The organism is Streptomyces sp. NPDC002623, from assembly GCF_053592635.1.
This window is the reverse complement of the sequence record NZ_JBSFWB010000018.1, coordinates 37,087-61,945: the sequence shown is the minus strand read 5'-3', so window position 1 is coordinate 61,945 and position 24,859 is coordinate 37,087. Positions and strand designations below refer to the sequence as shown.

At 72.6% G+C, this 24,859-nt stretch carries 24 protein-coding genes; 13 read left to right on the top strand and 11 right to left on the bottom strand.

What is annotated here, in order from left to right:
• Positions 1-150 precede the first annotated feature (150 nt).
• The gene (locus ACWD4O_RS29505; protein WP_451284422.1) at positions 151-1,587 is read left to right on the top strand and encodes a hypothetical protein; all 1,437 of its coding nucleotides are present in this window, start codon (positions 151-153) and stop codon (positions 1,585-1,587) included.
• 27 nt (positions 1,588-1,614) lie between these two features.
• On the opposite strand, the gene ACWD4O_RS29500 is transcribed toward ACWD4O_RS29505, so the two are convergent.
• Positions 1,615-2,028, bottom strand: coding sequence for a VOC family protein (locus tag ACWD4O_RS29500; RefSeq protein ID WP_450950673.1), 414 nt, complete (start codon positions 2,026-2,028; stop codon positions 1,615-1,617).
• A gap of 248 nt (positions 2,029-2,276) precedes the next feature.
• On the opposite strand from ACWD4O_RS29500, the gene ACWD4O_RS29495 reads away from it, so the two are divergent.
• The 3 genes from ACWD4O_RS29495 (at position 2,277) to ACWD4O_RS29485 (ending at position 5,367) form a co-directional block, all read left to right on the top strand.
• Positions 2,277-3,875: an ABC-F family ATP-binding cassette domain-containing protein gene (locus tag ACWD4O_RS29495; RefSeq protein ID WP_450950674.1), complete on the top strand. Its 1,599-nt coding sequence runs from the start codon at positions 2,277-2,279 to the stop codon at positions 3,873-3,875.
• A 347-nt stretch (positions 3,876-4,222) separates the two neighbouring features.
• Entirely contained in the window at positions 4,223-4,444 is a 222-nt protein-coding gene (locus ACWD4O_RS29490) for a helix-turn-helix domain-containing protein (protein ID WP_004002281.1), read from the top strand.
• Positions 4,445-4,563: 119 nt separating this feature from the next.
• The gene (locus tag ACWD4O_RS29485; RefSeq protein WP_451284419.1) at positions 4,564-5,367 is read left to right on the top strand and encodes an enoyl-CoA hydratase/isomerase family protein; all 804 of its coding nucleotides are present in this window, start codon (positions 4,564-4,566) and stop codon (positions 5,365-5,367) included.
• A gap of 108 nt (positions 5,368-5,475) precedes the next feature.
• Here ACWD4O_RS29485 and ACWD4O_RS29480 read toward each other — a convergent pair whose 3' ends face one another.
• Positions 5,476-6,195: a nucleopolyhedrovirus P10 family protein gene (locus tag ACWD4O_RS29480; RefSeq protein ID WP_451284417.1), complete on the bottom strand. Its 720-nt coding sequence runs from the start codon at positions 6,193-6,195 to the stop codon at positions 5,476-5,478.
• Between the two features lie 96 nt (positions 6,196-6,291).
• Between ACWD4O_RS29480 and ACWD4O_RS29475 the strand changes: the two genes are divergently transcribed.
• From ACWD4O_RS29475 to amaP, 5 genes are read left to right on the top strand one after another with little or no spacing between them, the layout of a single operon-like run.
• Complete coding sequence (locus tag ACWD4O_RS29475) at positions 6,292-6,774, top strand: Asp23/Gls24 family envelope stress response protein (RefSeq protein WP_450950676.1); 483 nt, start codon at positions 6,292-6,294, stop codon at positions 6,772-6,774.
• A gap of 43 nt (positions 6,775-6,817) precedes the next feature.
• Positions 6,818-7,003: a hypothetical protein gene (locus ACWD4O_RS29470; protein WP_351764570.1), complete on the top strand. Its 186-nt coding sequence runs from the start codon at positions 6,818-6,820 to the stop codon at positions 7,001-7,003.
• Positions 7,004-7,008: 5 nt separating this feature from the next.
• Positions 7,009-7,428, top strand: a complete 420-nt coding sequence (locus ACWD4O_RS29465) for an Asp23/Gls24 family envelope stress response protein (protein WP_451284415.1) — start codon at positions 7,009-7,011, stop codon at positions 7,426-7,428.
• The gene (locus ACWD4O_RS29460; RefSeq protein ID WP_451284413.1) at positions 7,425-8,063 is read left to right on the top strand and encodes a DUF6286 domain-containing protein; all 639 of its coding nucleotides are present in this window, start codon (positions 7,425-7,427) and stop codon (positions 8,061-8,063) included. The genes ACWD4O_RS29465 and ACWD4O_RS29460 overlap by 4 nt, the downstream gene beginning before the upstream one ends.
• A 5-nt stretch (positions 8,064-8,068) precedes the next feature.
• Complete coding sequence (gene amaP, locus ACWD4O_RS29455) at positions 8,069-8,647, top strand: alkaline shock response membrane anchor protein AmaP (protein ID WP_451284411.1); 579 nt, start codon at positions 8,069-8,071, stop codon at positions 8,645-8,647.
• A gap of 62 nt (positions 8,648-8,709) precedes the next feature.
• On the opposite strand, the gene ACWD4O_RS29450 is transcribed toward amaP, so the two are convergent.
• From ACWD4O_RS29450 to ACWD4O_RS29430, 5 genes are all read right to left on the bottom strand, one after another.
• Complete coding sequence (locus ACWD4O_RS29450) at positions 8,710-9,465, bottom strand: SDR family oxidoreductase (RefSeq protein WP_451284410.1); 756 nt, start codon at positions 9,463-9,465, stop codon at positions 8,710-8,712.
• A gap of 5 nt (positions 9,466-9,470) precedes the next feature.
• Positions 9,471-11,258: a glycoside hydrolase family 15 protein gene (locus ACWD4O_RS29445; RefSeq protein ID WP_451284408.1), complete on the bottom strand. Its 1,788-nt coding sequence runs from the start codon at positions 11,256-11,258 to the stop codon at positions 9,471-9,473.
• 174 nt (positions 11,259-11,432) lie between these two features.
• Positions 11,433-12,224 carry an SURF1 family cytochrome oxidase biogenesis protein gene (locus ACWD4O_RS29440; protein ID WP_451284406.1) on the bottom strand — a complete coding sequence of 264 codons (792 nt, stop codon included), beginning with the start codon at positions 12,222-12,224 and terminating at the stop codon, positions 11,433-11,435.
• Positions 12,225-12,322: 98 nt separating this feature from the next.
• A complete protein-coding gene (locus ACWD4O_RS29435) occupies positions 12,323-12,556 on the bottom strand; it encodes a hypothetical protein (protein WP_143637050.1) in 234 nt (77 codons plus the stop codon).
• Positions 12,557-12,649: 93 nt separating this feature from the next.
• Positions 12,650-13,663, bottom strand: a complete 1,014-nt coding sequence (locus ACWD4O_RS29430) for a DEDDh family exonuclease (RefSeq protein ID WP_451284404.1) — start codon at positions 13,661-13,663, stop codon at positions 12,650-12,652.
• 104 nt (positions 13,664-13,767) lie between these two features.
• On the opposite strand from ACWD4O_RS29430, the gene ACWD4O_RS29425 reads away from it, so the two are divergent.
• Positions 13,768-14,478: a VIT1/CCC1 transporter family protein gene (locus tag ACWD4O_RS29425; protein ID WP_451284402.1), complete on the top strand. Its 711-nt coding sequence runs from the start codon at positions 13,768-13,770 to the stop codon at positions 14,476-14,478.
• 3 nt (positions 14,479-14,481) lie between these two features.
• Here ACWD4O_RS29425 and ACWD4O_RS29420 read toward each other — a convergent pair whose 3' ends face one another.
• On the bottom strand, positions 14,482-17,562 hold the full coding sequence (locus ACWD4O_RS29420; protein WP_451284400.1) for an NACHT domain-containing protein: 3,081 nt from the start codon (positions 17,560-17,562) through the stop codon (positions 14,482-14,484).
• Positions 17,563-17,723: 161 nt separating this feature from the next.
• Between ACWD4O_RS29420 and ACWD4O_RS29415 the strand changes: the two genes are divergently transcribed.
• The 3 genes from ACWD4O_RS29415 to ACWD4O_RS29405 are packed head-to-tail and all read left to right on the top strand — an operon-like array spanning position 17,724 to position 20,431.
• Complete coding sequence (locus tag ACWD4O_RS29415) at positions 17,724-18,641, top strand: sterol desaturase family protein (protein ID WP_451284398.1); 918 nt, start codon at positions 17,724-17,726, stop codon at positions 18,639-18,641.
• Positions 18,638-19,339 carry a lysoplasmalogenase gene (locus ACWD4O_RS29410; protein ID WP_451284396.1) on the top strand — a complete coding sequence of 234 codons (702 nt, stop codon included), beginning with the start codon at positions 18,638-18,640 and terminating at the stop codon, positions 19,337-19,339. The genes ACWD4O_RS29415 and ACWD4O_RS29410 overlap by 4 nt, the downstream gene beginning before the upstream one ends.
• Positions 19,340-19,387: 48 nt before the next feature.
• On the top strand, positions 19,388-20,431 hold the full coding sequence (locus ACWD4O_RS29405; RefSeq protein ID WP_451284394.1) for a zinc-dependent alcohol dehydrogenase family protein: 1,044 nt from the start codon (positions 19,388-19,390) through the stop codon (positions 20,429-20,431).
• A 24-nt stretch (positions 20,432-20,455) separates the two neighbouring features.
• On the opposite strand, the gene ACWD4O_RS29400 is transcribed toward ACWD4O_RS29405, so the two are convergent.
• The 3 genes from ACWD4O_RS29400 to ACWD4O_RS29390 all read right to left on the bottom strand — a co-directional run bounded on the left by ACWD4O_RS29400 (position 20,456) and on the right by ACWD4O_RS29390 (position 24,578).
• Positions 20,456-21,442 carry a CopD family protein gene (locus ACWD4O_RS29400; RefSeq protein ID WP_451284392.1) on the bottom strand — a complete coding sequence of 329 codons (987 nt, stop codon included), beginning with the start codon at positions 21,440-21,442 and terminating at the stop codon, positions 20,456-20,458.
• Between the two features lie 69 nt (positions 21,443-21,511).
• Positions 21,512-22,924 (bottom strand): CoA transferase, encoded by a 1,413-nt coding sequence (locus ACWD4O_RS29395; RefSeq protein ID WP_451284390.1) that lies wholly within the window; start codon positions 22,922-22,924, stop codon positions 21,512-21,514.
• Positions 22,925-23,048: 124 nt separating this feature from the next.
• The gene (locus ACWD4O_RS29390) at positions 23,049-24,578 is read right to left on the bottom strand and encodes a S8 family peptidase (RefSeq protein ID WP_451284389.1); all 1,530 of its coding nucleotides are present in this window, start codon (positions 24,576-24,578) and stop codon (positions 23,049-23,051) included.
• Between the last annotated feature and the right edge of the window lie 281 nt (positions 24,579-24,859).

Here is a 24,859-nt window from a genome sequence, read left to right as displayed (position 1 = left end):
CGGAGCGGTCCCGACGGTTCCGTTTAACGCCGTACCACTGGCCGGAAGACGCCTCTTCGGCCCTCGCCGAACCCTGTGCGTTGGCCAGTCCCGTAGCCCGCCGTGACATTCCGTTTGGGTTTTCGGACCGTCAACCGGAAGACTGCACCCGTGACGTCCCGTATCCCGCGCGACTCCAGGCTTCGACTCGTCCGCCCGCGACCCCTGGCCGCCGCCCCCTCAGCTGTGAACGAGCGGCGCCCGCGCCGCCCCGCACCCCGCCCGCCGGAGGGCACCCCGGCCCCCGCTGAGCTGGCCAGAATGGCGCGCTCCGGACTGGCGGCCGCGGCGCGTGTCGCCCGCTGGGCCGACAACGCCCTCGGCCCCGGCCGAGACGCCGCGACCACCGACGGCAAGGCCACGCTCTCCGACACGACCGCCGAACGTGCGGCCAGTGATCTGGGCCTGACCACGGATCGGATCCGCGCCGACTGGGACACCGCCCGTCTCGCCGGTCTCGTCGAGGTGCACGGCGACAGCGCCCGCCCCGGCTGGCGGCTGCGCGCCTGGGACCGGGACGACAGCGCCGTCCTGCGCGGCTGGGTCGCCCTCTTCGACGCCTGGTCGCTCGCCTCCCCGGAACCCGGGGACCAGGAGCCCGCCGCGGTCGCCGAGGTCGTCTCGGCCATGCCTCAGGTGCTCTCCTTCCTCCAGCTGTCCGCCGGGCCCGTCCCCGTGGAACAGCTCCTGGACCTGCTGCGCCAGCGCGTCACCGAACTGCGCACCGAGCGCTGCGAGGTCCCCTACGGCGCCGGGTCCGAAGCCGCGACCCCGCTCGCCGCGGTCCCCGTCGCCGAGGCCGACCCCGCGGAGCCCGCGCAGGACGCCGAACTCGCCCCCCTCCTCGACTGGGCACTGCACGCCCTCGCCTCCGTCGGCGCCCTCACCTACGGCGCCGGACAGGCCACGCTGACCGCGCTGGGCAGCTGGGCGGTCTGGGTCAAGCTGGAGCAGATCTGCGTCGCCGCGCAGAGCCCCGCCGGCAACATCGAGCAGTCGGCCGAGGGCATGCTCCGCGGCTGCGCCCAGCTCCGCCCGAACGCGGCCCGCGCCGAGTACCGCGCCTGGCTCGCGGCCCGGACCGTCGGCAGCGCCGTCGGCGAGCTGCTGCTCGCGGCCCGCGGGGACGACGCCCTGCTGCGCGGCCTCGCCTTCGAGGCGCTGCGCGTCGTCGGCGCCCCCGCCGAGCCCGACGTCCGCGCGGTCGTCGACGAGCCCGCCCTGCGGCCGTACGCGCTGCTGTGGCTCGCCGAGCACGACGGAGTGGACCCGGAGGACGCCCACGAGGTGCTCACCCGGGAGGAGGCCACCTGGCTGTGGGTCGACACCGCCGCGGCCGTCGCCGACCACGGCGAGGCGCCGATGCTCGTACGGCACCTGGAGTCCGCGCTGCAGCCGACCGTGCCCGCCCTGCTGACCGAGGTGCGTGCCGTCGGACACCCGCGCACGGTGCAGGTGCTGGTGGCGCTCGCCGCCGCGCACCCCGACCCGGCGCTGGCCAAGGCCGTCCGCCGGGCCGCCTTCCAGGTGCACACCGGGGGCAGCTGACCGCCCGCGAGAGCCCCGACGGGGCTCTCAGCCCTGTATCTCGGGCGCGTACGTGCCGAAGCTCCACAGGTTGCCCTCGATGTCCCGGGCCATGTAGTCCCGGGAGCCGTAGTCCTGGTCGGTCGGGGGCATCAGGATCTCCGCGCCGTGCTCCACGGCCCGCCGGTGGTGTGCGTCGACGTCGTCCACCACGACGTACACGCCGGTCGTGCCCGCGTTCTTCATTGCCGTGTCGAAGACGCTGCCGGTGCCCTTCGAGCCCAGCATCACCGCGCCGTTGCCCTGCACCAGCTCGGCGTGCACCACCGAGCCGTCCTCCCCCTCGTACACGGACAGCTCGGTGAAGCCCAGGGCCTCCGTGAGCTGCCGGATCGCCGCCTTCGCGTCGGCGTACAACACCGTCGGGTAGATGCTGGGACGCGCGCCGTTCGTGCCTGCCATGCCGATCACTCCCTTGTGCCCCATGCCGGATCTGTCGCCTTGCTCACCTCTCGCCCAGCATGGCACCCGGCACTGACAACGACCCGTGCCCCGGGAACGCCCCCCGATCCGTGATCGAACACCTGAACCGAAAAAAGTCCTTGCACGGTCCCGTTAGACTGGCGTCATGGCCATTCTCCTCGCGCATTAGACGGCGGGAACGTCCTCAGCCGCCCATCCCGCCAACTTCCCCGCACTGGAGTCTGTCCGTGATCTCCGCCTCCGGCATCGAGCTGCGCGCCGGTGCCCGCATCCTCATCGAGAACGCCTCCTTCCGTGTGGCCAAGGGCGACCGGATCGGTCTGGTCGGGCGCAACGGCGCCGGCAAGACCACCCTGACCAAGGTCCTGGCCGGCGAGGGCATCCCGGCCGGCGGCCAGGTCACCCGTTCCGGCGAGGTCGGCTACCTCCCGCAGGACCCCCGCACCGGCGATCTCGACACCCTCGCCCGCGACCGCATCCTCTCCGCGCGCGGGCTGGACACCCTGATCCGCAAGATGCGCGAGAACGAACAGCGGATCGCCAACGGCAGCGGCGCCACCCGCGACAAGGCGATGCGCCAGTACGAGCGCCAGGAGACGGAGTTCCTCACCAAGGGCGGGTATTCCGCCGAGGCCGAGGCCGCCACCATCGCCGCCGCGCTCAACCTGCCCGACCGGGTGCTCGGCCAGCCGCTGCACACCCTGTCCGGCGGTCAGCGCCGCCGCGTGGAACTGGCCCGCATCCTGTTCTCCGACGCGGACACGCTCCTCCTCGACGAGCCGACGAACCACCTCGACGCCGACTCGATCGTCTGGCTGCGCGACTACCTCAAGACCTACCGCGGCGGCTTCATCGTCATCAGCCACGACGTCGACCTGGTCGAGACGGTCGTCAACAAGGTGTTCTACCTGGACGCCAACCGCTCCCAGATCGACGTCTACAACATGGGCTGGAAGCTCTACCAGCAGCAGCGCGAGGCCGACGAGAAGCGCCGTAAGCGCGAGCGGCAGAACGCCGAGAAGAAGGCCGCCGCGCTGCACTCGCAGGCCGACAAGATGCGCGCCAAGGCCACCAAGACGGTCGCCGCGCAGAACATGGCCCGCCGCGCGGACAAGCTGCTCTCCGGCCTGGAGGCGGTCCGTCAGGCCGACAAGGTCGCCAAGCTCCGCTTCCCCGAGCCCTCGCCCTGCGGCAAGACGCCCCTGATGGCCGAGGGCCTGTCGAAGTCGTACGGCTCGCTGGAGATCTTCACCGACGTCGACCTGGCCATCGACAAGGGCTCCCGGGTCGTCATCCTCGGCCTCAACGGCGCCGGCAAGACGACCCTGCTGCGGCTGCTGGGCGGGGTGGAGACGCCCGACACCGGTGAGGTCGTCCCCGGCCACGGCCTCAAGCTCGGCTACTACGCCCAGGAGCACGAGACGCTCGACCCGGAGCGCACGGTCCTGGAGAACATGCGCTCCGCCGCCCCCGACCTGGACCTGGTCGAGGTCCGCAAGACGCTCGGCTCGTTCCTGTTCTCCGGCGACGACGTCGACAAGCCCGCCGGCGTCCTGTCCGGCGGCGAGAAGACCCGGCTGGCCCTCGCCACCCTCGTGGTCTCCTCGGCCAACGTGCTGCTCCTCGACGAGCCGACCAACAACCTCGACCCGGCCAGCCGCGAGGAGATCCTCGGCGCGCTGCGCACCTACAAGGGCGCGGTCGTCCTCGTCACCCACGACGAGGGCGCGGTGGAGGCGCTGCAGCCCGAACGGATCATCCTGCTGCCCGACGGCGTCGAGGATCTGTGGGGCTCCGACTACGCGGATCTGGTCGCTCTGGCCTGATCGAATGCGTGATCCACAGCGTTGGATCATTCGTCTGGATCATTCGGCCTACCGGTGATCCATCATCTGTGTGAGATCTCCTCGTATCGAGGTGTGTCCTACATCGATTTTTTGGCCGATCCCTTTGTCGACAAGGGATCGGCCGTTGCGCGTCTCTGACCTGCTACTTCTCGGAACAACCCGTTCGGCCCCACGAACGCTCCTGGGTGGAATCACAGATTCCACTTGTGAGTAGGAGCTCCTGTCGTCAAAACCATGTCGCACGGACCTTGCCGAATGGGTGGCCATCGGGCCCCGGAGGGGTGATCATGAGGGGACCAGAGCGCACTTCCCATGAGGAGGCACGGGTGGCCGAGACTCTGAAGAAGGGCAGCCGGGTAACCGGCGCCGCGCGCGACAAGCTCGCGGCAGACCTGAAGAAGAAGTACGACTCCGGTGCGAGCATCCGAGCACTGGCCGAGGAGACCGGCCGCTCGTATGGCTTCGTGCACCGGATGCTCAGCGAGTCGGGCGTCACGCTTCGTGGGCGTGGCGGGGCGACGCGAGGCAAGAAGGCTGCCTCGTCCTGACCCCCGGGCGGCCCGCCGCCTTCGATGGTGGCCACCCGGTCGTTCTTCCGATCGGCCGGGTGGTTACTGTGCAGTCACTTAGCTGACCGCTAGCTGACCGCACCCATCGGAGGCGCCTTATGGCCACGCCCGACCAGGAACTCGTTCCCCTGCTCGACAAGGACGGCGTACGGCTCACCGTCGACGACGCGCTCGCCACGGTGACGCTGGCCAACCCGGCCAAGCGCAATGCGCAGAGTCCCGCGATGTGGCGGGCGCTCGCCGAGGCCGGGCGGCTGGTGCCGGGCTCCGTCCGTGTGGTGGTGCTGCGCGGCGAGGGCAAGTCCTTCTCCGCGGGGCTCGACCGGCAGATGTTCACGCCCGAGGGGATCGAGGGCGAGCGGTCCTTCATCGATCTCGCACGCAGTGGCGACGCCGAACTCGACGCCGCCATCGCGGAGTTCCAGGAGGGCTTCACCTGGTGGCGGCGCAACGACCTCGTGTCCATCGCCGCCGTTCAGGGCCATGCCATCGGTGCGGGCTTCCAGCTGGCCCTCGCCTGTGACCTGCGCGTTGTCGCCGACGACGTGCAGTTCGCCATGCGCGAGACCAGCCTCGGCCTCGTGCCGGACCTGACGGGCACGCATCCCCTCGTCTCGCTGGTCGGCTACGGCCGTGCGGTCGAGATCTGCCTGACCGGCCGGTTCGTGCACGCCGAGGAAGCGGTGAGCACCGGGCTCGCCAACCTCGCCGTGCCCGCGCCGGAGCTCGACGCGGCCACGCGCGAGCTGGCCGCGGCCGTCCTGGCCGCGCCCCGGGAGGCCGTCATCGAGACGAAGGCCCTTCTGCGCGGCGCGGGCGACCGCACCTACGACGACCAGCGCGCCGCCGAACGAGCCGCCCAGGCCCGCCGCCTGCGCGACCTGGCCGGCATCGGCGAGTAGCCACCCCCGCCAGCGAGCCGACGGCCGTGATCTGACTGCCGTCAGCTGTCACCGCACGGTGGTCGGCCGACCGGCGGCGGCCGGTCCGCCGCCGTCAGCTCACCGCCGTCAGCTCACCGCCGTCACCAGTACCGCGACCGTCGGGTGGTCCGGCAGGGCCTCCGCGACCGCTGTGCGGACCGCGCGGGTCACGGCCAGGGCCGGACGGTCCGCGGCGACCGTGATCTCCACGCGCGCGTGGCGGCGCGGCAGCGCGGCCGCGGTGGCCGCGTCCTGGTGCTCCTCGATGCGGACGGCCCGTCCGAGGACGCCGCTCGTGCCCGTCACGCCCGGCACGGACAGCGCCGCCGTGGCCGCGAGTGCCTCGTCTCCGGTCAGGGCCGGCCCGGCCGGTACCGGCGCGGCGGACTGTTCGGGCTCGGCCTCCGGGTCCTCGTCCAGAAGGGCCGTCACCCTCAGGTCCACCTCCGACACCGCCAGCCCCAGCCGGTCCGCCGCAGCCGCCGCCAGCGCGTCCCGTAGCCGGGAGGCCGCCGTCGGCAGTGGCTCGGACGGCCCGGCCGCGCACTCCGCCGTCACCCGCAACGGCCCCGGCGCCAGCCCGCTCGGCGGAGTCGGCACCACGGGCTCGAACTCCGCCTCCGGATCCGCCGGCCCCAGCCGCAGCATTCCCAGCCGCACGCCCGGCACCGTCCGCACCGCCCGCCGCAGGACCGTCTCCACCGCCGCCTCCGTGATCCACGCGCCGTCCCGCGGTCCGCCCAGCGGGAGCAGCCTGCCGAGGCCCAGCTGATGCCGTACCGCGCTCGTCCATCCGTCCGCAGTCATTGCTCCAGCCTGCCGCATCCCCTAAGCGCGGTCGGGCAACCGCGCTTACCGTGGTCGAAGGGGCGAGAGCCGAACCGGATGTGAGGACCTACGGCGATGACCGATCAGGCGGAACAGAACCGGACGCAGACCCCCGAAGGCGGCGCCGAGCCGCTGCACACCCGCAAGGCCGTGAAGCGCGGCGGCGGGGCGCCGGCGACTCGTGGGCGGACCACCATCGCCGACGGGGTCGTGGAGAAGATCGCAGGCCTCGCGGCCCGGGACGTGCTCGGCGTGCACGCCATGGGCAGCGGGTTCAGCCGCACCTTCGGCGCCGTCCGCGACCGGGTGCCGGGCGGCTCGAAGTCCGTGACCCGAGGGGTGAAGGCAGAGGTCGGCGAGGTGCAGACCGCGCTCGACCTGGAGATCGTCGTCGACTACGGGGTGGCCATCGCCGAAGTCGCCCAGGCCGTGCGGGAGAACGTGATCGCGGCCGTGGAGCGGATGACGGGCCTGGAGGTCGTCGAGGTCAACATCGCGGTGAGCGACGTCAAGCTGCCCGACGAAGAGGACGAGGAGCCGGAGCCCCGGATCCAGTGACGCACATACGGCCGGGTGACCGGACCGTCGAGGGGAGAGCACCTTGAGCATGGCCGTGGTCGGCATGATCGCCGGCATGGCGTTGGGCTTCGCCGGGTACTTCGGCGGGTTCGGGGCCTTTCTGCTGGTGGCGGCACTGGGCGCCATCGGGTTCGTCGTCGGCCGGTTCCTGGAGGGGGACCTGGAACTCGGCGACTTCTTCCGCACCCGCGACGACCGTCGCCGGTGACGTCCGTGACCGAGGGCAGTGCGGGGGGCGACGCCGTCGGCACAGGCTCCACCGTCGTCCCTGCGGGGCAACGCGGTGCGACCCGCATCGCCGACCGGGTCGTGGCGAAGATCGCCGCTCAGGCCGCGCGCGAGGCGGTCGGCCCGCTGCCGGCCGAAGCGGGGCGCCCGCACGCCACCGTCGTCGTACGCCCCCACTCCCAGCCGCGTTCGGGCGGCGGGACCTCCGTCGAAGCCGCGCACGTCCGGGTCCATCTGGAACTCGACTATCCGACCGACATCGGCGCCCGTTGTCATGAGGTGCGTCGTCATGTCACCGAGCGGGTAGGCGCGTTGGTGGGAATGGAGGTTCCGGAGGTCGCCGTCCAGGTCGAACGGCTGCACCTGACATCGGCCCCCGGCACAGCACACGGGAGGACGCGATGAGCGAGCCCGGAAGCTTGCAGGGCGGCAGCACGGCGCCCGTTCTGGAGAAGGAGGCGCCGCCACCGGACGAACACCCCGGTCGGGGCGGGCCCGCGGGCCACCGCTTCTGGTCGGCGCGCCGCGTGCCGGCCGGGATCGTCGCGGTGGCGCTGCTGGTCGTCGCGGGCGGCTTCCTCTACGACGTCGCCGCCGTCCGCGCCGACCGGGAGGCCATGGCCTGGCGGCGCGACCTCGCCCGGCAGCTCGCCGAGCGCCCCCTCGACGACATCTGGGTGCTGGTCGGCGCCGGGATCACGGCGGTCCTCGGCGGGTGGCTGATCCTCCTGGCCGTCACCCCGGGGCTGCGGGACGTCCTGCCGATGAACCGCCCGCAGCCCGACGTCCGTGCCGGGCTCCAGCGGGCCGCCGCCGCGCTGGTGCTGCGCGACCGGGCCATGGAGGTCGCCGGCGTGCAGTCGGTACGGGTCCGCACCGGCCGCCGGAAGGCCGACGTCCGCGCGGTCTGCCACTTCCGCGCCCTGGACGATGTGCGCGCCGACCTGGACGCCGTCCTCACCGACGCGGTCCGCGGCCTGGGCCTGACCCGGCCGCCCGCGCTCTCGGTCCATGTGCGGCGACCCGGGAAGAAGGGGTGAGCGCGATGCCCGCGACCGTGAACCGGGTGCTCCTCGGCCTGGTCGGACTGGTGCTGCTGGCCGTCGGCGGCGCGGTGCTGGCCGTCGGCCTGGGGGCCTCCCCGCCGTCCTGGTGGATCCACGACGGCCGCCACGACGTCCTGCTCAGCACCGCCGAACGCACGCGTTGGCGCGACGAGGCCTGGTGGTGGCCGACGGTCATCGCCGCCCTGGCCCTGCTCGTGCTGCTCGCCCTGTGGTGGCTGACGGCGGTCCTGCGCCGCCGTCGGCTCGGCGAGGTCCTCGTGGACACGGGCGACGGCGCGGGGGCCCTGCTGCGGGGCCGCGCCCTGGAGGGCGTCCTCACGGGCGAGGCGGGCCGGGCGGACGGCGTCGCCCACGCGCACGTGGCGTTGACGGGCAGGCGGGAGGCGCCGCAGGCACGGGTGCGGCTCCTGCTGGAACCCCATGTGGACCCGGCGACCGTCCTCGACGAGCTCACGGCACAGGCGCTGACGCACGCCAGGAACTCGGCAGCGCTGGAGGCGCTGCCGGCCGAGGTCCGTCTGAAGGCGGCCAAGCACAAGGCGGAAAGGGTGAGTTGACCGCCGCCGACCCGGCCGCGCTCCCCTCCTGTCCCCTGAGGGGTCGGCCCTCTGAGGGACGGCTAGAACCCGTGCCGCATCCCGCCGTCCACCGGCAGCATGACGCCCGTGAGGTAGGAGGCGGCCGGGGAGAGCAGGAACGCGGCCGTCCGGCCGAACTCCTCAGGCGTCCCGTATCGCCGCAGCGGGATGCGGGACTCGATCGCGGCCCGGGTGGCCGCCGGGTCGGCCGAGAGGGCGTCCAGTTCACGTACCCGGTCGGTGTCGATCCGGGACGGCAGCAGCCCGACCACCCGGATCCCCCGCGGCCCCACCTCGTCGGCCAGCGACTTGGCGAACCCCGCGAGCCCGGGCCGCAGCCCGTTCGAGATCGTCAGCCCGGGGATCGGCTCGTGCACCGACGCCGACAGCACGAACCCGATGACCCCGCCGGCCTCCAGCTCGGCGGCGGCCGCCCGCGCGAGCCGGACCGCGCCGAGGAACACCGACTCGAACGCGGCCTGCCACTGCTCGTCCGTGCTGTCCGCGACGAACCCGGGCGGCGGCCCGCCCACGCTCACCAGCACCCCGTCGAACCCGCCGAAGGCCTCCCGGGCCGCGGCGATGAGCCGGGCCGCCGCCTCCGGTTCGGCGTTGTCCACGGCGACGCCGACGGCGTTCGGCCCCAGCTCGGCGGCCGCCTCCGCGGTACGCTTGTCGTCACGGCCGGTGAGCACGACCTTCGCGCCGTCCGCGACGAGCTCGCGCGCGGCGGCGTTGCCCAGGCCGCGCGTGGCTCCGGTGACGACGTACACCCGGTCCTTCAGTCCAAGATCCATGGCCCCTATCCTGCCTCCTCGCCGTCGAACAGGGCGAAGGCGGTGTGCACCAGGCCGATGTGACTGAAGGCCTGCGGGAAGTTGCCGAGGTGCCGTTCGGCCGCCGGGTCGTACTCCTCCGCCAGCAGTCCCACGTCGTTGGCCAGGCCCACCAGCCGTTCGAACAGCTCCCGCGCCTCCTGTGTACGGCCCGTCATGTGCAGCGCGTCCGCCAGCCAGAACGAGCAGGCCAGGAAGGCGCCCTCGGCGCCCGGCAGACCGTCGACGGTCGTGCCCTCGGTGCTGTAGCGGCGCACCAGGCCGCCGCGCCCCAGCTCCGCGCGGATCGCGTCGACGGTGCCGACGACCCGCGGGTCGTCCGGCGGCAGGAAGCCGACGCGCGGGATCAGCAACAGGGAGGCGTCCAGGTCGGCCGAGCCGTAGTACTGGGTGAAGGTGTTGCGCGCCGGGTCGTAGCCCTGCTCGCACACCTCCTGGTGCACCTCGTCGCGCATCGCCCGCCAGCCCGCCAGGTCGCCGGTCAGCTCGGGGTGCTCCTCGATCGCGCGGACGGCCCGGTCGGCGGCCACCCACACCATCACCTTGGAGTGCACGAACTGCCGTCGGCCGCCGCGCACCTCCCACAGTCCCTCGTCGGGCTGGCGCCAGTTCTCGCTGAGCCAGTTCATCAGCGCGCTCTGCACCGCCCACATGTGCGGCCTGGGCGACATGCCCACGGTCCGGGCCAGCGACAGCGAGTCCATGACCTCGCCGTAGACGTCCAGTTGCAGCTGGTTCACCGCTCCGTTGCCGATGCGGACGGGTTTGGAGCCGCCGTAGCCGGACAGCCAGGGCAGCTCGCACTCGGGCAGCCGGCGCTCGCCCCCCAGCCCGTACATGATCTGCAGGTCCGCCGGATCGCCCGCGACGGCGCGCAGCAGCCAGTTGCGCCACGCCTCGGCCTCCTCGTGGTAGCCGGCCGCGTGGGCGGCCCCGAGGGTGAGGGTGGAGTCGCGCAGCCAGCAGTAGCGGTAGTCCCAGTTGCGGACCCCGCCCAGCTCCTCGGGCAGCGAGGTGGTGAGCGCGGCGACGATGCCGCCGGTCGGGGCGTAGGTGAGGGCCTTGAGGGTGATGATCGAGCGCATCACGATGTCCCGGTGGGGCCCGCGGTAGCGGCAGCGGGCGGACCACGTCTGCCAGTCCTCGATGCTGGTGCGCAGCGCCTCCCACGGGTCGACCAGCGGCGGGCGGGGCTCGTGCGAGGGGTGCCAGGTCAGCACGAAGGCGACCGACTCGCCCTCGGCGACGGTGAACTCCGAGAGCGTGCAGAAGTCCTCGCCCCAGGTGCGCACGGCCGGCTCGCTGCGGAACCAGGCCGCGTCCGGACCGGCGACGGCCACACGATGGCCGTCGACCCGGCGCATCCACGGCACGACCCACCCGTAGTCGAAGCGCAGCCGCAGCGTGCTGCGGACGGTGACCCGGCCGCGCAGCCCCTCGATGACGCGGACGACGTCGGGGGCCCCGTCGCGCTGGGGCATCAGGTCGGTGACCCGGATCGCGCCCTCGTCGGTCTCCCACTCGGTGTCCAGGACGAGCGTGTCGGGCCGGTAGGCGCGCCGGGTGCAGGGACCCTCGGCGTCCTTGGGAGCGATGCGCCAGTGGCCGTTCTCCTCGTTGCCGAGGAGGCGGGCGAAGCAGGCCCCGGAGTCGAAGCGGGGCAGGCAGAGCCAGTCGACGGAACCGTCCGTGCCGACCAGGGCGGCGGTCTGTTCGTCGCCGATGAGGGCGTAGTCCTCGATGCGCGGGTGCATGGGATTGCGAGTTCCCGGCGGACCGGGGCGGCAATCAGGGGTGCGGCCTGGCGAGTGACGCCGGGCTCACCGGCGAGCCCGCCCCGGAGCAGAGGACACCCGGCTCCGACGGAGATGAGGGATGGGGGATGGGGGGATGGGGGGATGGAGGATGGGGGATTGCGGGGCGGGGGGCTACACCGCCGCCGGTTCGGCCTGTTCCGTCGGCTGGGCGGCTGCCTGGGCCCGGTCGCGGGACTCGCGGCGGACCAGGATCACCCATCCCACGGGGACGCCCACCGAGAACAGCCACCACTGGATGGCGTACGCGTAGTTCAGGGCCGCGTCCTCGTTGCCGGGCCGGCCGAGCAGTTCCGGGCTGTCGCCCTTCGGCTCGGGCGCGGTCTGCGCGATGTAGCCGCCGAGCACCTGGAGACCGAGGCGCGAGGCCTCCTGCTCGCTGTTGATCAGCATGATCTGCCGGTCCGGCAGTCCCTTGAGGTCCTTGATGCCGCTCGCCGAGGTCGTCTCGTCGGGCATCAGCCGCCCGGTGACCGTGACCTGGCCGCTCGGCGGTGCGGGGATCTTCGGGAACGCGGTCTGGCTCGGACCGTCCGCGGGGATCCAGCCCCGGTTGACCAGCAGCACCTTGCCGTCCGTCAGGACGAACGGGGTGAGGACGTGGAAGCCGACCGTCTCGTCGGCGTTGACCCGGCGTCTGACGACGACCTCGTGCGCCGTGTCGAACGCGCCGGTGGCGCTGACGCTGCGGTACCGCTCGCTGCGGGTGACAGCGTGACCCGGGGTGGTCAGCGTCTCCACGGGCACCGGTTCGGCGCCCAGGGCGTCGGAGACCAGCTGGTTGCGCGCGGTGCGCTCGTCGTAGCGATGCATCTGCCAGAAGCCCAGCCTGATCATCGTGGGGATGAGGAGGAGGGAGACCAGCGTGAGGATCACCCACTGCCGGGACAACAGGAAGCGGTACACCCCACGACCGTACAACTCGGTCGTGGGGCGCATCAGGCCGGGTACCGGAAGCAGGCCTTCCGGGGGTGGCGCTCGGCTGTTTCAGGGGTCGGGTCGGCTCACACTTTGTCGATGATGCCCACCCTGCCCTCCGCGCGGGCGCAGTGCGCGCCGCAGTACCAGTGACCCTCGACCTCGACGCCCTGCCCGATGATCTGGACCCGGCAGTGCTCGCAGATCGGTGCCATGCGATGAATCGCACAGGAGAAGCAGTCGAAGACGTGCACAGCGCCCTGAGCGTGAACCTCGAAGGTCATACCGTAGTCATTGCCGCATACTTCGCATCTCGCCATGCGCCACAGGGTGAGCCGTCGCTCCCGCGCGGGCGAGCGGGCAGCGGGCGAGTCGCGTGCCAATCACCCGTACGTACGGGTCGCGCGCGCGGGTCACTCGTCGGCGCTCGCCACATCCCGCAGGAGCTGCCCGAAGGCCGCCTCGTCCACGACGGGCGTCCCGAACTGGCGTGCCTTCACCACCTTCGACGTGCCCGAGTCGGGATCGTTGGTGACGAGGAGGCTGGTCAGCCGGGAGATGCTGGTCGCCACATGCAGCCCCGCCTCGGCGGCCCGGTCCTCCAGCAGTTCGCGCTCGACCGAGGTGTCGCCGGAGAAAGCGACCCGCATGCCCTGCTTGAGCGGTTTGTCGTCCTGGTACCGGCCAGGGTTGGGATACGGACAGGCGGGCCGCTTGCGGGACGGCCGCCAACTGCTCGGCCGATAGCTGCCGTAGCCGCCCTGACCGCCGCCGCCGGGACCGCTCGCCTGCCGGCCGATCAGGGGCGCGGGCCGGTCGGTCCACTCCGTCAGCGGCCGGCACTCCAGCAGCGGCAGCCGGACGCCGCCCGCCGCCGCGGCCCGCAGACTGGGCCGGAACGCCTCCGCGAGCACGCGCGCGTCGTCCAGCGCATGGTGCGCCCGCTGCTGGACGACGCCGAAGTGGGCCGCCAGCGACTCCAGCTTGTGGTTGGGCAGCGGCAGCCTCAGCTCCTTGGAGAGGGCGATGGTGCACAGCCGCTGCCGCACCGGAGCCTCGCGCTCCGCGCGCGCGTACTCCCGCGCGATCATCTGCCAGTCGAAGACCGCGTTGTGCGCGACGAGCACCCGCCCGTCGAGCCGGGCGGCGAACTCCTCGGCCACGTCCTGGAAGAGGGGAGCGCCCTCCAGCACCTCGCTGGTCAGACCGTGTATCCATACCGGCCCCGGATCCCGCTCCGGATTGACCAGGGTGTACCAGTGGTCCTCCACCTCGCCGCGCGAGTCCAGCCGGTACACGGCGGCGGAGATGATCCGGTCGTCCCGGGCCAGGCCGGTGGTCTCCACGTCAACGACCGCGTACCCCTGGGGATACGCGGTCGGCCACTCCGTGGGGGAGGACGCTGTCGTCGTGTGGTCTTCGAGCATGGTCATTGAGGATACGGGCCGCCACTGACACCTCGTCGCACCTCCCCCGAAGTCACCCTCACGGTTGGCGCATTGTGCCCTCCTGAGGTGTCATCCTCGCTGCTGTGACCGAACCGACCCACGCAGAGGCCCACGACGGCTCGCTCGGATCCCGGCTGAACTGGCTGCGGGCCGCGGTCCTCGGCGCGAACGACGGCATCGTCTCCACCGCGGGCCTCGTCGTCGGCGTGGCCGGCGCGACGGACGACCGCTCGGCGCTGCTGACGGCCGGCCTCGCCGGTCTGCTCGCCGGGTCGATGTCCATGGCGGCCGGGGAGTATGTCTCCGTGTCGACCCAGCGGGACTCCGAGAAGGCCGCCCTCGCACTGGAGCGCCGGGAACTGCGCGAGCAGCCGGAGGCCGAGCTGAACGAACTGACCGAGCTGCTGGAGGAGCGGGGCCTCACCCGGGAGGTGGCCCGGGAGGCCGCCGTCCAGCTCACGGAGCGGGACGCGTTGAAGGCCCACGCACGCGTGGAGCTAGGCATCGACCCCGACGACCTCACCGACCCCTGGCACGCGGCCGTCGCAAGCTTCCTCGCCTTCACGGCCGGCGCCCTGCTCCCCCTCCTGGCCATGGTCCTGCCCCCGGCCGACTGGCGCCTCCCGGTGACGGTCGTCTCCGTCCTGGTGGCCCTGTCCGTCACCGGCTGGAGCAGCGCCCGCCTGGGCGCGGCGGCCCCGGGCCGCGCGGTGCTGCGGAACGTGGGCGGCGGGGCGCTGGCGATGGGGGTGACGTACCTGGTGGGGTCGGTGCTGGGGGCGGCGGGGGTGTGAGGGTCAGGAGGAGACGAACCTGAGGCGGTCCGCGGGGAAGAGGTCGGCGCCGCGCAGGCGGGTGCCGTGGGTGACGTGGATGGTGAGGTCCTCCCGGTCGGCCAGCGGCGTCAGATCGATCGGTCCTCCGCATCGGACCAGCCACAGTTCGCGGAGCTCCGGCAGATCCTTGAGGGGGGTGAGCCCACTGGTGAACTCGCAGTCGTCGAAACTGATCTGCCCGAGGCGACCGTGGCGGGTCAACGCCTCCGGGGTCACCGTGGGATTGTTCATGATCTGGAGCAACGTGATGTCGGGTACGCCGTCCAGTCGGGCCAATTCCTCGCTCTGCGCCGTGCCGGAGACTGTCAGCCAGTCGAGCCGGGACAGACGGGACAGTCCGTCGAGCCGGATCCCCTCCGCACCCCGGATGAGCGCGAGGCGCGTGAGCAGCGGGGTCTCGGGAAGGTCGGCCAGGGAACGTACTTCCTCGGGTCGGTAGTCCAGTGAGACCTGCACCAGTTCCCTGAGGCTGCCGAGCGGGGCCAGGGACAGCTCGGGCGAGAGGCCGTAGAGGTAGAGATTCGTCACCGGCAGGCCTGCCACGGGTGCGAGGTCACGCACGTCTGAGCAGCCGTCCAGGCCGAGCAGTTCGAGCCGGGTGAGCCGGGCCAAGGGGGCGAGGTCGTCCACGCCTTCGCCGTTGAGGAACAGCCATTTCGCCCGTGCGCTCTTGATCATCGCCTCGGGGATGCCCAGGTGTGCCTTGACGTGAAAACGCTCGATGTGCGGGAGCCGTTCGAGCGCTGCGAACTGCTCGGGCGTCACCACATGGAGATAGCTGCGCGGGAGTTGTGCGCCGGCCAGCACGGCATCCGCGTACTCCGCCGCGTCGAAGAACCGCCACCCACGGGAGAGCTGGTAGACCACCTGGTGCCTGGTGTCCTCCCGGAACCGCGCGATCACGGCCATCCCCGCCGGCCCACCGGTCAACGCTGCCGTGCGCACCACAGCCGCCGCCGTCGCCTCGTCCAACCCCTCCGGCCCCGGCAGCAGCTCCAGCACCAGCTCGCCCACCTTCGCGAGCTCCTCCGCCTCCTCCATCGTGCGCGGCGGCATCAACTCCTCGGCCCGGGACTCGACCTCCCGCCGCACCGCCGGATCGAGCTCCGGCGCGTGCTCCAGGCTCGCCGCCGCCAGCAGCACCAGCCGGTGCCGGTACCGCTGCACCTTGTCCGCCCTGCGCAGCAACTGCCGTAGCAGCCGGGTGCGTTCCTCCACGCGTGCGTGGCCCACGGCCATGCGGACGACGTCGTCCCACTGGTCGTCGTGCGCGTTGCGCACCAGCACGCCGAAGTCGCGGGTCTCGACGGCCGCCTTCGCGCCGAGATAGTCCTGGAAGGTGCGGTGCACGAAGTCCACATAGCCCGGCACCGGTTCGCGCAGCAGCCCGCTGCGGATCAACAGGTGCGCGAAGACCTGTTCGGCGTCGCCCTGTTCGCGCACCTGCGGCATCGAGTCCAGCCACTCGTCCAGCATCGCGACGACCTCGTCCCGCGCCGCCTCCACCTGGCCGTTGCGGATCATCCAGTACGCCAGCCGCTGGAGCAGGGCGGTCTGTTCGTCCCGGGACAGGACCACGCCCTCCACCGGGGAGATGTCCCGCTCCGTGTCGCGGCGCACCAGCAGCATGTCCAGCGCCGCGTCGTACAGCTCCTTGCGCGCGCGGGGCAGATATGTGCGCCGGTCCCGGTTCAGGGCGCACAGCAGGGCGCACATCAGCGGGTTCGTCGCGAGCCGGCCCAGGTCGCGGCGGGTCGTCACCGCCTCGGTCAGGCTCGCCTCGTAGCGGTCCAGCAGCTCCCGTTCGGTGTCCGGCGCGCACTCCTGACGGGCCGCGTCGTGCCAGTGCCGGACGAAGGCCCGGATGTCGTCGCGCTCCATCGGCAGCAGTGTGTGCGCCGTGAATCCCTGGGGCGTCAGCCAGTCCTCCGGGACCGCCGACGGGCGGGTGGTGACCAGGTACCGGGCCTGCGGGAAGGCCGTCAGCAACGACTTCAGCCACTTCTCCGTACGGTCGCGCAGCCGCTGCGGCACCTCGTCGACCCCGTCCACCAGGACCAACGCCCGGCCGCTGTTCAGGAGTTCCTCGACCCAGCCCTCCGGCGCCCGCAGCGGCACGCCCGAGGCGGGGAGGAAGTCCTCCGGCAGTGGAAGCCCGTCGGGGGTGTGGAAGGACCGCAGGCGCAGCACGAACGGCACGCACCGGTTCCAGTCCGCCAGCTCCGGCCCGAAGCTCCGCCGGGCCGCGTTCAGCGCCAGCCACTGCATCAGCGTCGACTTCCCCGACCCGGCCGGGCCTCGCAACAGCAGCCTCCTGCGGTCCGCGAGCGCCTGCTCCACCTTCACCGGCGTCCGCGTCTCGTCCGGCAGCCCCTCGCCCAGGGGTGCGTAGCGCCGCTCCCCGTTCACCGCCAGGCTCAGATACGCCGTGTCCAGCGGCCACTCCGCGCGGTGTCGGCCGCCGAGCGTGACCCCGAACAGCTCCAGCCGGGAGTGCGCCTCGGCGACGAAGTCCGCGTACCGCTGCTCGAACGCGAGGTCCGCCGACGAGGTGGCGTCCGGCCGCTTGCGCAGCAGTTCCCCGGTCCGCCGGGTCTGTTCCACCGCCGCCCGCGCCGCGAACGACGGTTGTGCGGTGAGCTGTTCGACGAGGTGCGCGCAGCACAGCCGCAGCAGCTCCGTGTAGAGGACCTGGGCCGGTTCCGCCAGATCGGCCACGGGACGCCGTACCTCGTGCGCGAGTCGCCCCGGGTCGAGGTCCGCCGCGAACAAGCGGTCGGCGGTCAGCTCACCCGCCGCGGCGAAGGTGTCCTGGACCGCGGCGACCGCGGCCAGCCGCTCGTGCTCCGGCAGCGCCGCGTAGCCGTCGGCGATCCGCCCGCTCAGCACCCTGGCCAGCTTCTCCGGCCCCGGCTGCCTGGGCAGCGGCCGTACCGGATCCGCCGCCAGCCCCGCCCCCGGACTCGGCTTCAGCATCGAGCGGGCGATCGTCGAGACCACCGTCGACGCCAGCCGCACCACCACGACTTCGAGCCCCTGCATCCCCCGACCTCCCCGTCCCGCCGCCCTCCGCCCGCACGGCATCGTAGGCAGGCGCGGCCCGGCCGTTGGCGGAGATCGCCAACAAGCAAGCGCGTACCGTAGGTAATACTTGTGGGTAACAACGTCTAGCCGCAGCCCACCAGCGGTTCTACGGTGCACCCATGCCGAACCTGCCCGATGTCGTGCTGTGGTCGATACCCGCCTTCGTGCTGCTCACCGTGGTCGAGATGATCAGCGTCCGGATCCATCCCGACGAGGACGCGGCCGGATACGGGACGAAGGACGCCGTGACGAGCGTCGGCATGGGGCTCGGGAGTCTCGTCTTCGACTTCGTCTGGAAGATCCCGATCGTCGCGATCTACACGGCGATCTACGAGCTCACGCCGCTTCGCGTCCCCGTCCTGTGGTGGACGCTCCCGCTGATGCTGCTCGGGCAGGACTTCTTCTACTACTGGTCGCACCGCGGCCACCACGTCATCCGCGTCCTGTGGGCCTGCCACGTCGTCCACCACTCCAGCGAGAAGTTCAACCTCACCACCGCCCTGCGCCAGCCCTGGACCACGCTGACCGTCTGGCCGTTCTACGTCCCGCTCGTCGCCGCCGGCGTCCACCCGGCCGCGCTCGCGTTCTGCTCCTCGGCGAACCTCGTCTACCAGTTCTGGATCCACACCGAGCGGATCGACCGGATGCCCCGGTGGTTCGAGTTCGTGTTCAACACGCCCTCCCACCACCGCGTCCACCACGCCTCCCAGGGCGGCTACCTGGACCGCAACTTCGGCGGCATCCTCATCGTCTGGGACCGGCTCTTCGGCTCGTTCGTGGCCGAGGTGGAGCGGCCCGTCTACGGGTTGACCAAGAACATCAACACGTTCAACCCGATCAAGGTGGCCACTCATGAATACGTCGCGATCGTCAAGGACGTGAAGACGGCGGCCAGTTGGCGCGAGCGGGCCGGACGGGTCTTCCGCGGCCCCGGCTGGCAGCCCGCGCCCGCGCCCGCGCCCGCATCCGTGCCCGCACCTGTGCCCGCATCCACCTCCGCGCCCGCCGCGCCGGTCGAGGAGAGCACGTCCGCGTGACCCGCCCCCGCGCCCTCGCCGCCCTCCCCGCCCTCCCCTCCCTTCCCGTCCTCCTCGTCCTCTTCGCGCTCGCCGCCGCCGTCGACCTGCTCAGCCTCGCGGTCGGCTTCGACGCCGGGCATGTCGTGGCCAAGCCGCTCCTCATGCCCCTCCTCGCCGCCTGGGCGGCCCTGCGCGGCGCGCCGCGGCTCCTGGTCGCCGCCCTCCTGTGCGGCTGGGGCGGCGACGTCCTGCTCCTCTCCGACGCCGACCCGGCCTTCCTCGCCGGCATGGCCTCCTTCGCCGCCGGGCACCTCTGCTACCTCGCGCTGTTCGCCCGCATCGGCCGCCCACGCGCGCGTGGCGCGCTCCTCGCCCCCTGCTACGCCGCCGCCTGCATCGCCACCGTCGCCCTGCTGTGGCCCGGCCTCCCACCGGAGCTGCGCCTCCCCGTCGCCGTCTACAGCACCCTGCTCACCGCCATGGCGTACACCGCCACCACCCGGCTCGGCCCGGTCGCCGGCGCCGGCGGCGCGCTGTTCCTGCTCTCCGACACGTTGATCGCGACCGGCGTCGCCGACTGGCCGCAGCCCCCGCGCCCCGACCTCTGGATCATGCTCACGTACCTCGCCGCACAGTTCCTGCTGGTCCGCGGCACCCTCGGCGAGCGACGCCCGTCGGCGACGACGTACCGTGAAGTGCGCTCGACCACCCCCTGAGCGCATCGAACAGCACAGATCGCACGAGCAACGAGAAGGACCCTCGCCATGCGCGCCACCACCATCCACGCCCCGTTCGACATGCGCGTGGAGGACGTGCCCGAGCCCGTGGTGCAACGGCCCACCGACGCCGTGATCCGGGTGCTGCGCGCCTGTATCTGCGGCAGCGACCTGTGGGCGTACCGCGGCGAGGCCACCCGGCAGCCCGGCCAGCGGATCGGGCACGAGTTCCTCGGCGTGGTCGAGGAGACCGGCTCCGACGTGACGACGCTGGGGCGCGGTGACCTCGTCGTCGCGCCCTTCATGTGGTCCGACGGCGTCTGCGACTACTGCCGTGAGGGCCTGACGACGTCCTGCGAGCACGGCGGCTTCTGGGGCTCCGTCGGCTACGACGGCGGCCAGGGCGAGGCCGTGCGCGTGCCCTTCGCCGACGGCACCCTCGTCCGGCTGCCCAAGGAGGCGGCCTCCGACGACCGTCTGCTGGCCGCGCTGCTGACCCTGTCCGACGTGCTGGGCACGGGCCACCACGCCGCCCTCGGCGCGGGCGTGCGGCCCGGCGCCACCGTGGCGGTCGTCGGGGACGGCGCCGTCGGCCTGTGCGCGGTGCTCGCCGCCAAGCGGCTCGGCGCCGAACGGATCATCGCGCTCGGCCGCCACCAGGTCCGTACGGACATCGCTCGCCGCTTCGGCGCCACCGACGTCGTCGCCGAGCGCGGGGACGCGGCCGTCGAGGCCGTCCGCGAGCTCACCCGCGGCCAGGGCGCGCACGCGGTCGTCGAGGCCGTCGGCACCGAGCAGTCCATGCGGACGGCCGTCGACATCACCCGTGACGGCGGTGCCATCGGCTTCGTCGGCGTCCCGCACGGCAGCGGCACCGGACTCGACCTCGGTGTCCTGTTCGACCGCAACATCGCACTGCGCGGCGGCGTCGCCCCGGTCCGCGCCTACATCCCCGAGCTGCTGCCCGACGTCCTCAGCGGTGCGATAGACCCGTCGCCCGTCTTCGACCTGACCGTGGACATCGAAGGCGTCCCGGACGGCTACAAGGCGATGGACGAGCGCACCGCCCTCAAGGTGATGGTCACCAACTGACAGTCCACCTGGTCAACAGGTGGATCAACCCTTGATCGGCAGCGGCAAGGCCGTCAACAACCCCGACGCCGCGACCACCACGCCCAGCGCGACGACCTCCACGCGCGCGGGGATGCAGGCGGCCCGCGGGTCGGGGGCCCGACGCAGCCGGGTCCGCGCCCACAGGGCGAGCAGGGCGACCGCGGCGACCAGCAGCACCTTGGCGAGCAGCACGCGCCCGTACGCCGTCGTCGTCAGCTGATCGAGCACCGGCCCCGACGGCAGTCGGCGCAGCGAACTGCACAGCCCTGTCGCGGTGACCGCGGCGAACAGGACGGCCGCCACGCGCGCGTAGAGCCCGAGCAGTGCGCCGCCCGCCTCCGCGTCGTCCCACCGGCGCAGCGTGCGGAGCACGTTGAGCAGTCCGCCCGCCCACAGCGCCGAGCACGTCAGATGCACCAGCGTCAGCGCGGAGCCGATCAACGGCGTGTGCTCGGTCGGCGGATGCGCGCGCAGCGCCTCCGCCAGGACCACCGCCGCGAGCGGCCACATCTGACGGCCCGGCCGGCGCGAGAGTGCGCACAGCCCCGCCACCGCGAACGCGATCGCCTCCAGCAGGGCCAGGACGCCGGACCGTGAGCCGTGGCCGTGCGGCGCCAGCTCTCCGGCGGTCGCCGCGGCCGCGAACCCCACGACGGCCGCGTACGGCGCCCAGCCGCCCGGCCGGCCGGGCGGGGCCTCGGGCACCCGCCGGGCCAACCCGGTCACGAACACCTCGCCCACCTGCACGCACAGCGCGGCGAACAGGGCCGCCCGCAGCAGCGCGACCGCGCCGGAGTCCGGGGCCGCGCTCTCTCCGGTGCCGTGCGCGGCGAGGGACGGCCCGAGCAGCGGGACCAGCGCCCCGAGTCCCACCAGGACGAGCACCGCCACCGCCCGGTAGAGACCGGGACCGGGTCGGGTGCGGCGTGCGGAGCCGGAACCGGCGTCAGGGCCGGAGCTGGTTGCGTCGGTCGGTCGTATGAGCGCCATGGCAGGATCCTCACCACGCGTCTCAAAGTGGGGCAAATCGGTTTCGGCTGCCCAGGCTGCGACTCGAGGTCACAGCCAGTGCGCCGGATCGGCCCCCCAAGGCCCGGGCGGACGCGCCCAGTCGCGCGGCCCGCCGTCGAACGACACCGGCGGAAGGGCGTACCGCAGCCGTCCGAGGGGGCTGTCGGCCTCCGCGAGCCAGGGCTGCGGGTCTGTGCGGGCGTCCCCGCCGGTCTTCGGGGCTGCTGCCTTGGCCGTCCCTTTGCCCTTGGCTTCGTCCATCCGGGCGTCCTCGGTCAGCCAGGCTGCGGTCCGCGCCAGCGCCAGCCGTACGAACCGGCTGCCGCCGTCGTACGACTGCTCGGTCAGCGCCCGCAGTACGCCCGCCGCCAGCAGGTAGCCGGTGCCGTGGTCGAGGGCCTGCGCGGGCAGGGCGCCCGGCCGCTCGGCCGAGCCCTCGGCCGTCGCGATGCCGGTGGCCGCCTGCACCAGGCTGTCGAAGCCGCGCCGCCCGCCCCACGGCCCGTCCGCGCCCCACGCGGACACCTGCGCCACGACCAGCCCGGGCCGCCGCTCGGCCAGCGCCTCGGGGGAGAGCCCGAACCGGTCCAGGGCACCCGGCCGGTACCCGGCGACCACGACGTCCGCCGCCGCGAGCAGCTCCTCGAAGACGCGCCGGTCAGCCGTCGCCGTCAGGTCCAGCAGTGCCGAGCGCTTCCCGAAGCCCGTGTCGGCGTGCTGGTCGGGAAGCTCGGCCAGGTGGGGCGCGTCGACGCGCAGGACGTCCGCGCCCAGCAGGGCGAGGGTGCGGGTGGCGACCGGCCCGGCGAGCACCCGGGTCAGGTCCAGCACGCGCAGACCGGCGGCGGGCAGCAGAGGGGCGCCGAGCGGCGCGAACGTACGCGCGCGTGCCCCGTCCCATCGGCCCCGCTCGACCAAGGGGCGAGCGGCGATCGCGGCTGCCTGCTCGTGTGCCGCCCACTCCTGGAGCGTGCGCAGCGCCACGGCCAGGCCCCCGGCCGCGTACACCGCGTCCTCCACGTCCAGGGCGGAGCGCTCGCCGAGCGCCGCTTCGACGGCGGCCGGGTCGGCGTCCTCGGACATGCCCAGCGCCTTCAGCAGCCGCGTGCGGTGGTGCGGGTAATTGGCGTGGGTGCGCACCCAGCCGTCGGCCGTCCGCCAGAACCGGGACAGCGGGGCGAAGAGGACCGGCGCGCGCCCGTCGACCAGCACCTGCCGCTCGCTGGTGAACGCGGCGGCCACCGCCCCGTCGTCCACCCGCACCGCGGGGACCTCCGCGAGGCCGGCCCGCCGCGCCCCCAGCTCGGCGCCGGCCAGCACACACGCGCCCACACAGGCCCGCGCCAGCTCCCGCGCGGGGAGGCGCGCCGGTAGGACGCCCTCCCGGACGACGGTCGACACGCGCGCGAGAAGGGCGGGATCGCCGCCCAGTTCCGACCAGGCGAACTTGATTTCAGTCATGACTGTATTGTGCAGTATTGATTCAATCAATATTCAATCGCCATATGGGCCCTACGGGCACGACAAAGGGCCGGACGGATGATCCGCCCGGCCCCTCGCGGCGCGTGTTACTTCACGGTGCGTGCTACTTCACGGCGCGCAGCGCGTTCACGACGCCGAAGCCGAAGAAGCCGTTCACCCGCTTGCCGCCCACACAGGTCGCGTCCACGACACCGTCACCGTTGCCGTCGTACGGCTCGGTCGGGCAGCCCGGGTTGTTCGCCTGCGCCTTGAGCAGCGCCTGCAGCTGGGCCGGGGTCGCCCACGGGTGCGTCGACTTCAGCAGCGCGGCCACACCGGCCACGTGCGGGGACGCCATCGAGGTGCCCTGCAGGAAGCCGTACGCGTTGTTCGGCATCGTCGACAGGATGCGGCCGTTGGCCGACGGGGTGTCCGGGATCTGGTACCGGTCGCCGCCCGGAGCCGCGACGTCGATGGCGCCCAGGCCGTAGGTGGAGTAGTACGACTTGGTGCCCTTGACGCCCGTCGCGCTCACCGTGACGACGCCCGGCAGCTGGGTCGGCACGTCGAAGCACTCGTGCGGGTCGATCGTCCGCTCGACCGGCGTGGAGTCGTCCGGGCTGGAGGTGTCGACCAGGGAGTCGGCGTCCAGGTCGTGGTTGGAGTTGCCCGCCGAGGCGACGTTGAGCGTGCCCTTCTTCTGGGCGTACAGCTGGGCCCTGTTGACCGCGTCGACGATCGCCTTCTGGTCGGGGTCGTCCATGCAGTTGTAGAGCCACGGGTCGACGTAGTAGCTGTTGTTCGTGATCTCGACGCCGTGGTCGGCGGCGAACACGAAGGCGCAGACGACGCTCTCCGGGTAGAAGAGGCCGTCCTTGGGGTCGCTCACCTTGATGCCGGCGACCTTCACGCCGGGCGCGACGCCCGCCACGCCGATGCCGTTGCGGGCCGCGGCTATCTCACCGGCGACATGCGTGCCGTGGTAGTCGTCCACGGTGTACGGGCGCCACGCGCCCTCGCTGGTGTCCGCGACGCCGCCGACGCAGTTCGCAGACTGGGACGCGGAGAAGTTCGGCGCGAGGTCCGGGTGGGTGTCGTCGACGCCGGTGTCGATCACGGCGACCGTGACCTTCCTGCTGCCCGGGTCGATCTCGGCGGCCTTGTCGGCGCCGATCGCGCGCAGGTCCCACTGGTCGGCCTCGAGCGGTTCGCTCTGGCCCGCGGCGTCGGATGCCTTCTCGACCTTCGCGGCCTCGGCCTGCGACAGGATCTGGGCCGCGCCCTCGTCGGTCGTCCCGGCGAGGCTCAGCGGCGCGGTACGGGTCGCGCCCGCCGACTGCACGCCGCGCACCGCGCGTATCTGGGCGCCGAAGTCGGGGTTCGCCGAGTGGACGACGAGCACGCCGATCTTCTCGTAGGCCGCGACGACGGTGCCGCCGGCCGCGGCGATCGCCTTCTTCACCGAACCGATCGTGCGGTGGTCCACCTTCGTGTTGACGACGTACGCCAGGGTTCCGGCGTCGGCCGTCTGAGTGGCGGAGGTCGTGACGGGGGCCGCGGTGGCCGCCGTCGGCAGGAAGCCGAGGGAGGCTGTCAGCGACAGCACGACGGGCACCGCGAGAGCGAGGCGGCGTCTGGAAGGCAGATGAGCCATGGGGTCTCCACATCATCCGGAAACGGGACCTGGCCCAAGCGCAGGTGGTGCTTGGGCAGGTACATGACGGGTGGTGCTGTGCCGAAGCTATCTCCCGGACTCGTTGGCCAGCAATGACCTTTGGGGACGACTTCCGAAAGAGGCTCAGATCAGGCGCGGGCGCGGCGCGGGCGCGGCTCGGGTGTGGCTCGGACAAGGGCCGGGCGCGGCTCGGACAAGGTCCATGCGGCGACTTCCGAAAGAACCCGATCGAGTTGAACCGGCCTTCGCGCGCCGCCGTG

Bases quoted from the DNA above. Each gene is read 5' to 3' on its own strand.
- ACWD4O_RS29500 (WP_450950673.1), bottom strand. From the start codon at position 2,028: ATGGCAGGCACGAACGGCGCGCGTCCCAGCATCTACCCGACGGTGTTG.
- ACWD4O_RS29485 (WP_451284419.1), top strand. From the start codon at position 4,564: ATGGCCACGCCCGACCAGGAACTCGTTCCCCTGCTCGACAAGGACGGC.
- ACWD4O_RS29480 (WP_451284417.1), bottom strand. From the start codon at position 6,195: ATGACTGCGGACGGATGGACGAGCGCGGTACGGCATCAGCTGGGCCTC.
- ACWD4O_RS29475 (WP_450950676.1), top strand. From the start codon at position 6,292: ATGACCGATCAGGCGGAACAGAACCGGACGCAGACCCCCGAAGGCGGC.
- ACWD4O_RS29460 (WP_451284413.1), top strand. From the start codon at position 7,425: ATGAGCGAGCCCGGAAGCTTGCAGGGCGGCAGCACGGCGCCCGTTCTG.
- amaP (WP_451284411.1), top strand. From the start codon at position 8,069: ATGCCCGCGACCGTGAACCGGGTGCTCCTCGGCCTGGTCGGACTGGTG.
- ACWD4O_RS29450 (WP_451284410.1), bottom strand. From the start codon at position 9,465: ATGGATCTTGGACTGAAGGACCGGGTGTACGTCGTCACCGGAGCCACG.
- ACWD4O_RS29445 (WP_451284408.1), bottom strand. From the start codon at position 11,258: ATGCACCCGCGCATCGAGGACTACGCCCTCATCGGCGACGAACAGACC.
- ACWD4O_RS29435 (WP_143637050.1), bottom strand. From the start codon at position 12,556: ATGGCGAGATGCGAAGTATGCGGCAATGACTACGGTATGACCTTCGAG.
- ACWD4O_RS29430 (WP_451284404.1), bottom strand. From the start codon at position 13,663: ATGCTCGAAGACCACACGACGACAGCGTCCTCCCCCACGGAGTGGCCG.
- ACWD4O_RS29420 (WP_451284400.1), bottom strand. From the start codon at position 17,562: ATGCAGGGGCTCGAAGTCGTGGTGGTGCGGCTGGCGTCGACGGTGGTC.
- ACWD4O_RS29415 (WP_451284398.1), top strand. From the start codon at position 17,724: ATGCCGAACCTGCCCGATGTCGTGCTGTGGTCGATACCCGCCTTCGTG.
- ACWD4O_RS29405 (WP_451284394.1), top strand. From the start codon at position 19,388: ATGCGCGCCACCACCATCCACGCCCCGTTCGACATGCGCGTGGAGGAC.
- ACWD4O_RS29400 (WP_451284392.1), bottom strand. From the start codon at position 21,442: ATGGCGCTCATACGACCGACCGACGCAACCAGCTCCGGCCCTGACGCC.
- ACWD4O_RS29395 (WP_451284390.1), bottom strand. From the start codon at position 22,924: ATGACTGAAATCAAGTTCGCCTGGTCGGAACTGGGCGGCGATCCCGCC.
- ACWD4O_RS29390 (WP_451284389.1), bottom strand. From the start codon at position 24,578: ATGGCTCATCTGCCTTCCAGACGCCGCCTCGCTCTCGCGGTGCCCGTC.